The following is a 14,457-nucleotide window of genomic DNA, read 5'->3' as shown; positions in this document are numbered from 1 at the left end:
CGTGGATTTATCCAACTACCTTAAAACTAAAAGAGACCAGATAAATCAGCAATTGGAAATGTGTGTTCGGGACTATTCCATCCCTGGAAGACTACAGGACTCCATCCTGTACTCTATTGAAGCGGGTGGAAAAAGACTGCGTCCTATCCTTTTATTAGCCACTGCAGAAGCTTTTGGTGCCTCTGAAGGTAAAGGGATGTCTGTTGCTGCGGCCTTGGAAATGGTTCATACTTACTCACTGATTCATGATGACCTTCCTGCAATGGATGATGATGACTTAAGGAGAGGTCTTCCTACAAATCATAAACGATTTGATGAAGCAACTGCCATTTTAGCTGGTGACGCTTTATTAACCCTGAGTTCTCAAGTGATTGCAGAAGACACAACTCTTACAGACGCACAGCGTGTCACTATGATTCGTGAGTTAACAAAAGCCGGTGGGGCAAGAGGAATGGTAGAGGGTCAAATGCAGGATATGTTAAGTGAAGGGAAAGCGGTATCCCTGGATGTGCTTGAAAATATCCATAAAAACAAAACAGGCCAGTTACTGAAGTTTGCCATCCTTGCAGGAGCTCATCTAGGGGAGGCTTCAGACTCTGCTGTTCAACAAATGACAGACATGGCAGAGGCACTGGGGCTTATTTTCCAAATTCAAGACGACATTCTGGATGTTACCGGGGATGCGGATGTAATTGGCAAGCCTACAGGCAGCGATGAAGGTAATCATAAAAGTACATATCCACAACTTTTAGGGCTTGAAGGAGCGATAGAGCAAAAAGAAAAATATGTACATGTCGCTTTGTCTGCTCTCAAAAGTGCAGGAGTAGAGGGTACAGTCCTTTCTCAACTTATTCGTTATCTTAGTACCCGTGATCATTGATGAAAAACGATTATCATTGAGGATCAATAAAGAATATGGTATATTATCATTACAAAAGGAATGGTGCAGTATTCTAGTCGGTCCTCCGTTCCTGAAGGCGGGCCTAAAAATCCGCCAAAGGGCACATCGATGAAGTTCCTGGTGTTGGCTTGAGGCGCCCAGCCTTGGGTCGATGCTGGGAGTTAAGGTCGCAGGGCGATCCACAAAGGCATGTGGGCGTTGACCCTGCTTCCGCGGAGGCCCATTCTTGTAACGGTATCTGAGCCAGCTGCTGTTATGAAATGGGGTATGAACCTGCAGCATATGGAGTAAATTCTATATGCGCAGCGTAGCCTGCCTTGAGTGGTTTTTGAGGGGATTATAGTCCGTGAACACCTGTCAACTTCGGATGGCCACTGAGGTGCTGGTGCGTAAGCTATATGAAATCGTAACTGCAAAAGAGGCTAAGGAACGGCCAAAGACTGTCGGGGAAATCCCCTAGACTGTTCAATTATGGACATGGAACGGGAATTATAGTGCGGACTAAGTGGCAATCTAGTCCAGTTTTCGGAAACGAGGCTGAGTCAAGTTTAAAGGGGAACCGCCAGAGTGGTGACACTCGGTACTTGATTGGGAAAACCTACTAGACCTAAGCCGCAATTTTTACTCGTTCCGTGACCATTCCTTTCTGCTACATATGAACGTTACTTATATGGATATAGAGGTTAAGAATGGACAATAAATTAAAAAAAGCAATAAAATTCAGTTTGAGTATTGCCGTTATCACATTCGTGTTAGCGGCTATTTTTTCAGTTATATCTTCTTCCGTGTTGAGTGGAGTTATGTGGATCTTTGGTTTGATCATTGTGTTTCTTATCGTCCTGACCGGCGTTGTTTTTGATATGCTGGGGATTGCTGCTACAGCAGCGGAAGAAAAACCATTCCATGCTATGGCATCAGAAAAAGTAGCTGGTGCAAAAGAAGCAATCGCTATCGTCAGAAATGCGGATCGATTCGCAAGTTTCTGTAATGACGTAATAGGGGATATATCTGGTATAGTTAGTGGTACGGCCTCTGCGATTGTTGTGCTTCAATTGGCAAACAATTTTGGATACAGTGAAGGATCTACGGTCCAGATTACAATTTCCGTAGCACTGACCAGTATTGTGGCCGCATTGACTGTCGGTGGTAAAGCGCTTGGTAAATTTTTCGCCATCAATAAGTCGACAAACATTATCTTTTTTGCAGCAAAAGTTATTGCATGGTTAGAAAAAAGATTGAAAGTAAGAATAGTATCAAGTGCACCGACAACCACTAAAAAAACAAGATAAATACAAGGGGGTCCTTCAATGGATCTGTGTAAAATCAAAGACCCTTCAATACTGAAGGATATGAATACAAAACAGCTTGAAGAATTTGCAGAAGAAACAAGACAATTCCTCATTGAAAATCTGGCAGCTACAGGTGGACACCTGGGTGCTAATCTTGGGGTGGTGGAGCTGACGCTTGCTCTACATAAAGTTTATAAAAGCCCTGAAGACCGTCTCCTCTGGGATGTTGGTCATCAGTCTTATATCCATAAGATTTTGACTGGGCGGGGAAGTCAATTTGGAACACTCCGCCAATATAAAGGGTTATGCGGCTTTCCTAAGCGTGATGAAAGTGAACATGATGTATGGGAGACTGGTCATAGTTCTACATCCTTATCTGCTGCGATGGGAATGGCGATTGCACGTGACCTTAAAAATCAGACCCATTCAATCTTACCAATTATTGGAGACGGTGCATTAACTGGCGGCATGGCTTTAGAGGCGCTTAACCATATCGGCCATGAAAAAAAGAATGTAACCGTTATCCTTAATGATAATGAAATGTCTATCGCTAAGAATGTAGGGGCCCTTCATAGTGCACTTGGACGTATGAGGAGTGCTGGTAAATATAATCGGGCGAAAGATGACCTTGAATGGCTCTTGAAAAAAATTCCGGCGGTCGGCGGCAAACTTGCTCAAGCTGCAGAGAGACTTAAGGATAGTATGAAATACTTTGTCGTACCCGGCATGTTTTTTGAAGAGCTGGGATTCACATATTATGGTCCAGTCGACGGGCATGATTTTAATGATCTTCTTGAGAATTTAAATTATGCCAAAAAGACAGATGGTCCTGTTATCGTTCATGTCATGACTCAAAAAGGAAAAGGGTATCATCCTGCTGAGACCGACGTGAAAGATAAATGGCATGGAGTAGGCCCTTATAAAATTGAATCTGGTGAGAAAATTAAGCCGGTTGATGCTCCTCCTGCCTGGAGTTCTGTAATCAGCGAAGCACTCAGGGAGGAAGCAAGGAAAGATGACCGTATCGTTGCTGTAACTCCAGCAATGATCTTAGGTTCAAAATTAGAGAAATTCGGTGAGGAATTTCCTGACCGTCTATTTGATGTGGGGATTGCCGAGCAGCATGCGACTACGATGGCTGCTGGTCTTGCAACCCAGGGCATGAAGCCGTTTCTTGCTATTTATTCAACATTTCTCCAAAGGGGTTATGATCAAGTCGTTCATGATGTAGCCCGGCAAAAACTGAATGTAATCTTTGGGATCGACCGTGCTGGTCTTGTAGGTGCTGACGGTGAAACACACCAGGGTGTCTTTGATGTCTCTTTCTTAAGGTCCGTTCCTAATATGATTATCAGCATGCCTAAAGATGAGAACGAAGCTCAGCATCTTGTCCATACGGCAACCCATTACGATGAGGGGCCATTTGCTATCCGTTATCCACGAGGCAACGCTAAAGGTGTGAAAACAGATCAGGAAAAAGAGCTCCTGCCCATTGGCAGCTGGGAAGTTCTTAAAGATGGAACGGATGCTGTTATTTTAACTTTTGGAACGACGATTGATATGGCTATGGATGCAAGTGAGAAACTGGAGAAGGAAGGGCGTTCAGTAAGAGTTGTCAATGCCCGGTTCATTAAGCCTCTCGATGATGCGATGTTACATGACATTATGAAAAAAGAACTGCCGATCCTAACAGTGGAAGAATCCGTTCTTCAAGGTGGATTTGGTTCTAGCATTTTGGAATTTGCTTCAGAGAACGGTTATACTTCTCCGTGGATTCGCCGCATGGGTGTGCCTGATCGGTTTATCGAGCATGGCAGTGTCCAGAAACTTTGGGAAGAAATCGGATTAACAGCAGAGAACATGGTTCACCATTTGAAAGAAATGGTGCCGACTAAACAGCAAAGGGCTTAAGTGATTATGGGAAGAAAAGTACGTTTAGATGTGTTATTAGTTGAAAAAGGTTATGTAGAAACGAGAGAGAAAGCGAAGAGAACGATTATGGCAGGACTTGTTTTTCATGAACAAGTCCGCTTGGACAAACCAGGTGTAAAAGTAGATGAAGAGATGGAGTTGACCGTCAAAGGGAAGGCGATTCCTTATGTAAGCCGTGGAGGATTAAAACTCGAAAAAGCATTAAAATCTTTTGATTTGACTGTGAACGACAAAGTGATGATTGATATTGGATCTTCCACTGGTGGATTTACAGACTGCGGGCTGCAAAATGGGGTGCGGTTAAGCTATGCAATTGACGTAGGGTATAATCAGCTGGATTGGCGGCTGCGCAACCACGATCAAGTCGTTGTCATGGAACGGACGAACTTCCGTTATGTAACAAAGGAAGATCTGAAAGAAGGTCAGCCTCAATTTGCTTCTATCGATGTCTCTTTTATTTCTTTACGAATCATCTTACCTGTTCTGGCGGAAATTCTCGAAAAACAAGGGGATGTTGTTGCTTTAATTAAACCTCAGTTTGAAGCTGGACGGGAGCAGGTAGGTAAGAAAGGGATCGTTAAAGACCCTGCTATTCATAAGCAGGTGGTTGAGACAATTCTTGATTTTGCAACAAATCACGGCTATTCTGTTTATGGACTTACTTTTTCTCCAATTACAGGAGGAGACGGAAACATCGAATTTCTCGTTCATTTACGCCTCACAGAAGAGGAAAAAGGGGAAATTAAGGATGACGTCAAGATAGGTGCTGTCATAAGCGAAGCGCATGAAGCGCACAGTAAAAACGCATAATGTACGTAAAAGGGCTTATGACAGGCCCTTTTCTTATGGAAGGACTTGAAACGGAGGATGGTCATGAACAAAGGACAACGTCACATCAAAATTAGGGAACTAATTACGAATGACGATATTGAAACACAAGATGAGTTAGTCGATCGATTAAAGGGAATGGGATATAATGTAACTCAAGCTACGGTTTCCAGGGACATTAAAGAGCTCCATCTTGTGAAAGTGCCTATGATGGACGGCCGGTATAAATACAGTCTGCCTGCAGATCAACGCTTTAATCCATTTGAAAAACTAAAGCGTTTGATGATGGATGCTTTTGTGAGTATTGATCGGGCCGGTCATTTTATTATTTTAAAGACACTCCCAGGGAATGCGAACGCGGTAGGAGCGTTGATTGACAATTTGGACTGGGATGAAATTATGGGAACCATTTGCGGAGACGACACATGCTTAATTATTTGCCGTAGTGAAGAACATACAGAAACAATTAGTGAACAATTGCTAAATATGCTATAACTGAGGTGGATCGTTTCATGCTAACAGAATTGTCTATTCGAGATTTCGCTATCATTGATCGAATTTCAATCATGTTCAAAGAGGGGTTAACTGTTCTTACTGGTGAGACAGGTGCAGGGAAATCCATCATTATTGATGCGATTCAATTGTTATCCGGTGGCCGGGGATCCGTTGAGTTTGTTCGACATGGAACAAAAAAAGCCGAAATAGAAGGATTGTTTACCGTTCAGCCTGATCACCCTATTTATAAAACAGGGGAAGAGTATGGTGTGGAGATAAGTGAAGATGGGATGGTTGTCTTACAAAGAACCATTACAAATCAAGGAAAGAGTATCTGCCGTGTGAATGGGAAATTAGTCACTCTGGGGATCATGAAAGAATTTGGTCATACTCTAATTGATATACACAGCCAGCATGAGACTCAGTCTTTGATGGATCCTGACCGGCATATTGAATTGCTGGATATTTTTTCTGGTCAAACTCTAAATTCTGTACTTGAAGAGTATCAAAGGGTTTACGAAAAATACCGTGGTCTTAAAAAGAGGTACAAGGAATTAAGCGAAAACGAACAGGAAATGGCTCAACGCCTCGATTTATTGGAATTTCAATTGAGGGAACTTCAGGAGGCAGAAATGCAGCCCCTTGAAGATGATGAGCTGGCGGATGAGCGTAAAAAGTTAATGAATTACGAAAAGATTTATCAAGGCATTCATGACGCTTACTACTCACTATATGGGGAGCAGAGAGGTTTGGACTGGCTTAGTCATGCGATGACCTCATTGGAAAGTACTTCTGATGTAGACGACCAGTTAGCTAAGCTTTCTGAAGAATTGTCAAACTCCTACTATTTGATAGAAGAGATGACCTTCCAGCTGAGTAACCAAATGGCTGAACTTGAATTTGATCCGGAGCGGCTGAATCAAATTGAATCGAGACTGAATGAATTAAATCGACTGAAGAAAAAATACGGGGCGACGGTTGATGATATGCTGCAATATGCCTCAAGAATTGAAGAAGAAATTGATGAAATAAAGAATAAAGATTCGCATTTGTCTAAAATGGAAGAAGAGATTCATGAATTAGGGCAGGATGCTGTATTAGAAGCAAAAGCTATGCACGACATTCGTTCAGAAGCAGCAGCAACTTTATCTGAGTATATTCATGAAGAACTAAGAGATCTTTATCTTGAAAAAGCTTCATTTGCTGTTGATCTCAGCATAAAAGAAGGGCGTCCTTTCGACCCCACTTTGGACGGAAAACCGATCCAGCTGCTTCCAAATGGCATAGACATCGTGAAGTTCCTTATAACTACAAATCCTGGGGAACCGCTCAAAGAATTACATAAAGTAGCATCCGGGGGAGAAATGTCGAGAATTATGCTTGCTCTAAAACGGATATTTTCACGTCATCAAGGAGTAACCAGTGTCATTTTCGATGAAGTTGACACAGGTGTCAGTGGTCGTGTGGCACAAGCGATTGCAGAGAAAATTTACGGTATCTCAGAGGGATCACAAGTCTTGTGTATTTCTCATCTCCCACAAGTTGCGGCAATGGCCGATACCCATGTCCGGATAGAAAAACGAATTGATAACGAGCGTACCTACACGGCCTCCAAGGAATTAAACGTGGATGAGAAAGCTGATGAAATTTCAAGGATGATCACCGGTGCTGAATTGACAGCCACTACTGTTGAGCATGCCAGGGAACTGCTGCATATGGCTGAAAAACATAAAAGTAACCAATAAGTAAAAGCTAACGTAGGGACACTAAAGTGTCCCTGCGTTTTTCTTTTGTCTATTACCTACGCTTACAAGAAGTGATGGCTGTCTTAAAATGAATGTTATTATGTGCTGTTTCCGTATTTTTATCCAATCGTTTCTTATACGTTGGAGAATGTTTCAAAGCAAGGGAAACGGTCCTAGAATTACTCAGATTATGCTCGTTTAAAATAGCCCGGTGAAGACCACATTATAAGTAAGCCATTTAATTGGTACTGGAGTGATAAGGAGTGTGAACCGATGAATCAAAAACAGAAATTTAGATATATATGCGGTTCTGTTCTCCTGCTGTTCATGCTTATTTTACCTTTAATAGCCCCCGTCCATAACTATCTGTCCATCCCTACTGAAGTGAGAGTAAGCACGACAGAAACACCAATTTCGACTGAGAAATATGAAGATTCCACTGCTTTAACTGCTTTTTCGTCAACCAATGACCATCAAATGTTTTATGAATTTGCTGGTGTTCCGTTAAAGAAGACAGACTATAAACAAGTGAGAGATATCCGACTTGTTCCTGGTGGACAATCCGTTGGTGTTGAGCTGCACACAAAAGGAGTACTCGTCGTTGGCCATCATCTAGTGTCAGGTGAAGGCGCTAAGAAAACTTCTCCTGGTGAAGAGGCTGACGTGCTCGTTGGTGATATCCTTTTGGAAGGAAATGGCCAGGAGCTAAATAGTATGGAAGAGCTCTCTGAAATCGTAAAAGAATCAGGCGAAGAAGAAAAAGCAATCAGCTTAAAGATTAAACGTGGTGAAGAAATAGTAAAAACTTCTTTGACACCAGCTTATAACGCCCAGGAAAATGAATATCAAATTGGACTGTATATCCGTGATTCAGCAGCTGGGATAGGTACCATGACATTTTACGATCCTGAAACTAAAAAATATGGAGCCCTTGGACACGTAATATCGGACATGGATACAAAAAAACCGATCGAAATTCATGAAGGGACCATCGTCAAATCCCAGGTAACATCCATCGAAAAGGGAAGTCAGGGAGTTCCAGGAGAGAAAAAAGCTAAGTTTTCGCTAAGAAATGACCGTCTGGGTAATATCACAAAAAACACACCGTTTGGAATTTTTGGAGAGCTTGATGGGCATATGAGGAATGCTGCTTATCCTAAAGGCCTGCCTATCGGTTTTGCTGAACAAGTAAAAGAAGGACCTGCTCAAATCATGACCGTATTGAACGGAGAAGAAATGCAGACCTTTGATGTGGAAATTGTTAGTAATATGCCTAAGAAGTCAGCAGTTACTAAAGGGATGATTGTAAAAATCACTGATCCAGAATTACTTGATAAAACAGGTGGGATTGTACAGGGAATGAGTGGAAGTCCTATTATACAGGATGGAAAAATTATCGGTGCAGTTACTCATGTGTTTGTTAATGACCCTACAAGTGGTTATGGAGTCCACATTGAATGGATGCTTCAAGAAGCAGGAATTGATCTATATGAGGATAATGTCAAAGACCAGGCTAGTTAAAAGAGCTCTCATGAGAGCTCTTTTTTTACATACGTTCTATTTTCGTAAGCAACAAAACAAACGGGGATATAATCGACATATTTCGACAATACCTGAAACAAATGTCGAATACCTTCGGATTTTTAAGTATTTCAAAGCATTTGCTAGATAATCTCAAATTTTGAAATTTTTTTGTTATAATAAAAAGGGTTAGATTTAATCTCTGTCGAATGTATATATTACAGAAGATAAGAGGACTATTCTCTAAGGAGGAAATAGGAATGGATAAGATTCAAGTGTGTTTGGCTGATGATAACCGTGAGCTGGTTAAGCTTCTTGAAGAGTACTTTGAGGATACTAATGACATTGATGTAGTTGGTACGTCATACAATGGGAAAGATTGTCTGCAGATGGTTGAAGAAAAGAATCCAGATGTGTTGATTCTTGATATCATCATGCCTCATTTAGATGGACTTGCTGTTCTAAATAAATTGAGAGAAATGGAAAAACATCCAGAAGTTATTATGCTGACAGCCTTTGGACAGGAAGAGGTTACAAAGAAAGCGGTAGAATTGGGTGCAGCTTACTTCATGATGAAACCTTTTGATCTTGATCATTTAGGAGAACAGGTACGTCAAATCAAGCATGCGGGTGATCCTATTAATCGTGCGCTTGGAAATACCTATACATCCACAAAATCCAAAAAGCCGGACTTGGATACAAGTATAACTCATATTATTCACGAAGTCGGAGTACCTGCTCATATTAAAGGTTATCAGTATTTGCGAGAAGCCATTACCATGGTTTATAAAGATCTTGAATTACTTGGTTCTATTACAAAAGTCCTCTATCCGGATATTGCGACAAAATATAATACAACAGCTTCCCGAGTTGAGCGCGCCATCCGCCATGCGATTGAAGTGGCTTGGAATCGAGGAAACATCGATGCCATTTCTTCCTTGTTCGGCTACACGATCTCCAACACAAAAGCAAAACCGACGAAAAGTGAGTTTATTGCAATGGTTGCTGATCGTCTGCGTTTAGAACATAAAGCAAGCTGACTGTAGTTACGACACCATTCAAGATAAAAAAAAGCACGAACTGTTTTCGGGTTCGTGCTTTTTTATGTCATTAATTTTATGATTTCATTGGCCAGTGCTTCATTATCATAAATACCATTGTCTATCCGATCAAGTTCAGCAGCCAGGTAATGATAAAGGACTTCTTCTTCCTTTTTTATAAACTCCAAACCATCCCTGTTAATAAGGCGGTAACTTAAAGGAAGGTCTAAATAGTGGATGATAATACAACGGTGATTATAATTCATATACGTACACAAAACGGCAATTTCGCTGTTTTCAGGATAATATCTCGAACCTCCAAATCCATCGCTTAGCAAAACCATTTGATCCAATCACCTTCCCCTCCAACATACATATTATATGAAAAAACACAAATATGTAACAATTTTATTAAAAAACTGTAATTTAAATTGTTAAATCGCCAAAATTCGATTTATTTATTTTCGGATAAACTGTTCATTTATACATCTAATTTGTGGTACAATTCTTAATTATTAATTACTTTGGTTCACTAGTGGGGTGTAGTACATATGAAAGTTGTAAAATTCGGAGGAAGTTCAGTGGCAGATGCTGGACAAATAGAAAAAGTTAAAAATATCGTAACAGCAGAAGAGGGGCGGAGAGTCGTTGTGGTCTCTGCGCCGGGGAAAAGATTTAGTGGAGACACAAAGATTACGGATTTGCTTATTCGTGTAGGAACATCAATTCCAGAGGGTGCTTTTGATGAAGATGCCTACAAGCAGATCATTGATCGTTTTCAAGCTATGGCAGCAGACCTTGATCTTCCTTTAAGTGTATACGAAGAGGTCAAGTATCGCATCGATCAGGCGATTTCTTTGGTGAAGACTGGTGAGCCAAAGGCGCTTGATACATTGAAATCTTGTGGAGAAGACGGGACAGCGCTTTTAGTCAGTGCCTATTTAGAAAAAAGCGGTTTTCCTGCTTCTTATACGAATCCAAAAGAAGCAGGCATCCTTGTGCAGGATCAACCAGGTGGAGCGCTCGTCTTGGACGAAAGTTTTGACCGACTGTATACGCTGAGGGACCGGCAGGAAATTCTGGTTATTCCAGGGTTTTTTGGATTTACTCCTGAAGGACAGCTCGTGACATTCTCAAGAGGAGGATCTGATATAACCGGGTCAATTGTAGCGGCTGGCTTAAAAGCGGATATGTATGAAAACTTTACAGATGTCGATTCCGTTTATTGTGTAAATCCAATGTATGTAGATCAGCCAAAGGAATTAACGTCATTAACGTATCGTGAAATGCGCGAACTTTCTTATGCAGGTTTTTCTGTCTTTCATGATGAAGCGCTCATTCCTGCATTTAAAGAGAAGATTCCGGTTTGCATAAAGAATACAAATAATCCTACCGCGCCTGGAACTATGATTGTAGCAGACCTGCCTGAGCGTGAGTCACATGTGGTCGGCATCGCCAGCGATGAAGGGTTTTTAAACTTATATGTAAGTAAGTACCTTATGAACCGCGAAGTAGGCTTTGGGCGTAGGTTGTTGCAGATACTCGAGGATGAAGAAGTTTCATTTGAGCACGCTCCTTCTGGTATAGATGATATGTCTGTAGTTTTACGCGATCATCAACTCCCGCCGGAAAAAGAAGCGGTAGTTGTCGAACGCATTAAAGAAGAGTTGAAGGTAGATACAGTCATGATTGAGCGTGACATGGCGATGATCATGATAGTAGGGGAAGGTATGAACCAAACGGTCGGGATTGCCAGTCAGGCCGCATGTGCTTTCCGTGAAGCGGGAGTAAATATCGAGATGATTAACCAAGGGTCCTCTGAGGTGTCCATGATGTTTGGTGTGAAGTCTTCCGGTCTTGCCGCTTCGGTACAATCCCTGTATCGGACATTTTTTGAGTAAGGTCTATCCATAAGGCTGTATTGAAAGCCCGGCTGTGGAGGAGGATACTCCTCCATTCATAATAATACGGAGTTGGATCTATAGACTATTTTGCAATGATAAAAGTATGAAGAAGAACTCATAAAAGATAAAAATGCGAAGTAGCTTATGACCGCTGCTTCGCATTTTTTTGCTGCTCTAGTTTTTTATTTAAATCCCCTAACGTATGGACACCATTGTCGCCTGTTTTGTTCAATAAATATCGGAAAAGCTCGGCTGTCATAATGGCATCATTAAGGGCATGGTGTCGATCCCGTTTTTCAATGCCCACATATTTTAGAAGCGGATCCAGTTGATGACGAACATTCGGGAGTAACCACTGTGCCATAAGCTGAGAATCAATAACATGAGGGTTATAGTCAGGCAGATGCCATCGTTTCAGCATGGCTTTTAGAAACCTCATATCAAATTTAGCAGGGTGGGCTACTAAAACGGATCCTTTACTGAAATCCATAAAGTTTCTGAACCCATCGATAAAGGGACTTGCATTCTTTAACTGCTCTCTGGACAGCCCTGTCAGTCTAAGGGTTTGATTGTTCACAGGTCGAATGGGACGGATGACCTGGTGGAATTTCTTGCTGTGACAGGCATCTAGTCCATGGAGTCTTATAGCTCCAATTGAAATGATTTCATGACCGATTTCCGGGAGAAATCCGGTTGTTTCCAGGTCGAAAATCGTGTAGTCAATATCCTTCACGGATTTTTCGGGGAAACCGGGCTGCTTTTCGAATTCTAATAGATGTTCCTCTAATTGGTGATAAGTATTCCACTTTAAATAGGGTTTGATCTTAAAATAGTACATCGGCTTTTCGAATAGTAGGTATTTAATGATTTGTAAGTCAACTGGTAACATCAGACCACCCGATTTCGGTTATAGCTTAGTTCCAATACTTGCTGCAAGCGTTTGGCAATGATCAGCGCCTCTCTTAAGGATCGACGTTCTTCTTTTTTTAATGGACCAAGCTTTAAATCATTAGAGAGAGTTTCCTGATCATTTAACTGGTTTAAATTTTCTTTTAAGCGAAACAGCATCAGGCGGTGAAGTGCTGTTTTGGCATTCTCGACATCTCTCGGGTGAAAGCGTTCCTGTTCTGCAAGTGCTTCAAGGCGGTTGACTGTATTGATTTCTTCTATGCCATATTTCATGCTGTATATACGGACCGCATTCACAATCTGCATTATAGCCGATTTCTTTAAGTTTAATGTCCGTTTTTTGCCTATACCTGAAATGCGGCCAAACGGTTGAACAGGTACCCTGAACCGGAGTGTATCCTTCATAAGCAGCTGATGGAGGTTCAAAGACTTCTGTACACGTTTAGTTACATATTTCTTCAAATCATAGGCAAGAGAGTAATCACCGATAATTGGACGGAAATCCATGAAGATTGTGAAGTCGCGAATTTCTTCAGCATCCATTTTATTGATCCAGCGATCAATGCTTGCGTGCCACTCGCTTGTCTGCTGTCTCCACTTTTCTTCTTTAGCCATAATCCCCCCCGTGCAATAAGGGAATCCGCATTCGTTGAGCATATCGTTAATCTTTTTGGTGAAAATGGAAAAATAACGCTCAATCTCAACCTTATGCCTGGAATTTTCATAATTGGCTAATATCATTGCATTATCTTGATCTGTAGAAAAGGCCTGTTCTTTACGGCCTTCGCTTCCCATTACTAAGAAACAATAGTTGACAAGCGGTGCCCCATAACCTTCTTTTATCATTTCGTCCTCTGCGATTTGAACAACTTGTTTGTGGATACGATCGTTATAATTTGTCATCAATTCCGCAATATCATAAGCAAACATATGATCTTTAATTAAACTTCTAATAAATTGTTGAAAACGTTCATTGTAGATTGGAGACAGAGGTTTAATTTCATCAATGGTGGTCGCATTCGAAATACGGTAAGTAAGATCAAAGTAGACAGAATTCTTAATTGTAAAGAAGGATGACTGTCTTAAAATGCCGACAACCTGGTTCTTGTGAAGTACAGGGATGATTTCTGTCGGATGGTGTTTTAAATAGCTTAAAGCATCATATATAAACTCCTGCTCATTAATTTCGTAAGCTTCTTCAGCCATATATGCTCGGACGGGATTGTTGTGATCGTTCTCAAAATAAGCTTTTAATATTTGTCCGTACCCAATCATCCCAAGCATCGTTTTCTGGTCTTCACTGACAATTAAAGCTTCAATTTTTTGTTGTTGAAGCATACGGGCTGCCTTCTCGATTGAAGCTTCAGGGTGAATAAATGTCGGGGTTTCCATATAGGCGTCCGCTCTTTTTTTATATAACTCCCGATCGTCCTGGTCATCTGTTGTAGAGCTTTTATATTTGACTTCATCATAAAGGCTTTTCATTAAATGGCTGATTCCGTCCATGACCACTCTTGAAAAATGATTATTGTTGGACATCATCTTCAAAAAAGATTCCCGTTCAAAACAAATCGTTTTTATTGGTTCCAGGGCCTGAACAGAGAACCTCATTTCTCCGCTGGTCAGCAGAATCATGACACCAACAAGATCACCGGGATAATAAAAGCGGACAGATAACTGCCGGCCATTTGAACGGTGCATAATATTTTTAGCAAGACCAGATACCATAAAGTGAATGTCAATCGTGTCATCATTCTGGTCTTCATGAATAATAAATTCATTTGTTGAGAATTCTCTTACCACAGCTTTACCGAATACTTCGTTAAATTCCTCTTCAGAGAGCAAATCAAATGGATATTGCTTTCTAAACATTTCAAACTCTGTCACAGAGCA

The 14,457-nt window shown here is 41.2% G+C and carries 12 protein-coding genes; 9 read left to right on the top strand and 3 right to left on the bottom strand.

Features of this window, described 5'->3' with window-relative positions:
- Position 1: 1 nt before the first annotated feature.
- From LC036_RS12300 to spo0A, 8 genes are all read left to right on the top strand, one after another.
- Positions 2-880 (top strand): farnesyl diphosphate synthase, encoded by an 879-nt coding sequence (locus LC036_RS12300; RefSeq protein ID WP_319004468.1) that lies wholly within the window; start codon positions 2-4, stop codon positions 878-880.
- Between the two features lie 710 nt (positions 881-1,590).
- On the top strand, positions 1,591-2,190 hold the full coding sequence (locus tag LC036_RS12295) for a hypothetical protein (RefSeq protein WP_226582902.1): 600 nt from the start codon (positions 1,591-1,593) through the stop codon (positions 2,188-2,190).
- Positions 2,191-2,208: 18 nt separating this feature from the next.
- On the top strand, positions 2,209-4,101 hold the full coding sequence (gene dxs / locus LC036_RS12290) for a 1-deoxy-D-xylulose-5-phosphate synthase (RefSeq protein WP_226582900.1): 1,893 nt from the start codon (positions 2,209-2,211) through the stop codon (positions 4,099-4,101).
- A gap of 3 nt (positions 4,102-4,104) precedes the next feature.
- A complete protein-coding gene (locus tag LC036_RS12285) occupies positions 4,105-4,932 on the top strand; it encodes a TlyA family RNA methyltransferase (protein WP_226583914.1) in 828 nt (275 codons plus the stop codon).
- 63 nt (positions 4,933-4,995) lie between these two features.
- Entirely contained in the window at positions 4,996-5,445 is a 450-nt protein-coding gene (gene ahrC, locus LC036_RS12280) for a transcriptional regulator AhrC/ArgR (RefSeq protein WP_226582898.1), read from the top strand.
- 17 nt (positions 5,446-5,462) lie between these two features.
- The gene (recN, locus tag LC036_RS12275; protein ID WP_226582897.1) at positions 5,463-7,190 is read left to right on the top strand and encodes a DNA repair protein RecN; all 1,728 of its coding nucleotides are present in this window, start codon (positions 5,463-5,465) and stop codon (positions 7,188-7,190) included.
- A gap of 273 nt (positions 7,191-7,463) precedes the next feature.
- Positions 7,464-8,711, top strand: a complete 1,248-nt coding sequence (gene spoIVB, locus LC036_RS12270) for a SpoIVB peptidase (RefSeq protein ID WP_226582895.1) — start codon at positions 7,464-7,466, stop codon at positions 8,709-8,711.
- Positions 8,712-8,971: 260 nt separating this feature from the next.
- The gene (spo0A, locus tag LC036_RS12265; RefSeq protein ID WP_226582893.1) at positions 8,972-9,751 is read left to right on the top strand and encodes a sporulation transcription factor Spo0A; all 780 of its coding nucleotides are present in this window, start codon (positions 8,972-8,974) and stop codon (positions 9,749-9,751) included.
- 62 nt (positions 9,752-9,813) lie between these two features.
- Here spo0A and LC036_RS12260 read toward each other — a convergent pair whose 3' ends face one another.
- The gene (locus tag LC036_RS12260; protein ID WP_226582891.1) at positions 9,814-10,104 is read right to left on the bottom strand and encodes a hypothetical protein; all 291 of its coding nucleotides are present in this window, start codon (positions 10,102-10,104) and stop codon (positions 9,814-9,816) included.
- 198 nt (positions 10,105-10,302) lie between these two features.
- On the opposite strand from LC036_RS12260, the gene LC036_RS12255 reads away from it, so the two are divergent.
- Positions 10,303-11,652 (top strand): aspartate kinase, encoded by a 1,350-nt coding sequence (locus LC036_RS12255; protein WP_226582889.1) that lies wholly within the window; start codon positions 10,303-10,305, stop codon positions 11,650-11,652.
- Between the two features lie 145 nt (positions 11,653-11,797).
- On the opposite strand, the gene LC036_RS12250 is transcribed toward LC036_RS12255, so the two are convergent.
- A complete protein-coding gene (locus LC036_RS12250; RefSeq protein WP_226582886.1) occupies positions 11,798-12,544 on the bottom strand; it encodes a PolC-type DNA polymerase III in 747 nt (248 codons plus the stop codon).
- Complete coding sequence (locus tag LC036_RS12245) at positions 12,544-14,451, bottom strand: DUF294 nucleotidyltransferase-like domain-containing protein (RefSeq protein WP_226582883.1); 1,908 nt, start codon at positions 14,449-14,451, stop codon at positions 12,544-12,546. Before LC036_RS12245 ends, LC036_RS12250 begins: the two co-directional genes overlap by 1 nt.
- Between the last annotated feature and the right edge of the window lie 6 nt (positions 14,452-14,457).

The organism is Halobacillus litoralis (genome assembly GCF_020524025.1).
GTDB lineage: Bacteria > Bacillota > Bacilli > Bacillales > Halobacillaceae > Halobacillus > Halobacillus litoralis_D.
The sequence above is the reverse complement of the archived record's forward strand: the minus strand, read 5'-3'. Positions and strand labels throughout refer to the sequence as shown.

Coding starts and splice junctions, on each gene's coding strand:
- LC036_RS12255 (WP_226582889.1), top strand. CDS start 10,303: ATGAAAGTTGTAAAATTCGGAGGAAGTTCAGTGGCAGATGCTGGACAA.
- LC036_RS12295 (WP_226582902.1), top strand. CDS start 1,591: ATGGACAATAAATTAAAAAAAGCAATAAAATTCAGTTTGAGTATTGCC.
- spo0A (WP_226582893.1), top strand. CDS start 8,972: ATGGATAAGATTCAAGTGTGTTTGGCTGATGATAACCGTGAGCTGGTT.
- ahrC (WP_226582898.1), top strand. CDS start 4,996: ATGAACAAAGGACAACGTCACATCAAAATTAGGGAACTAATTACGAAT.
- recN (WP_226582897.1), top strand. CDS start 5,463: ATGCTAACAGAATTGTCTATTCGAGATTTCGCTATCATTGATCGAATT.
- dxs (WP_226582900.1), top strand. CDS start 2,209: ATGGATCTGTGTAAAATCAAAGACCCTTCAATACTGAAGGATATGAAT.
- LC036_RS12250 (WP_226582886.1), bottom strand. CDS start 12,544: ATGTTACCAGTTGACTTACAAATCATTAAATACCTACTATTCGAAAAG.
- spoIVB (WP_226582895.1), top strand. CDS start 7,464: ATGAATCAAAAACAGAAATTTAGATATATATGCGGTTCTGTTCTCCTG.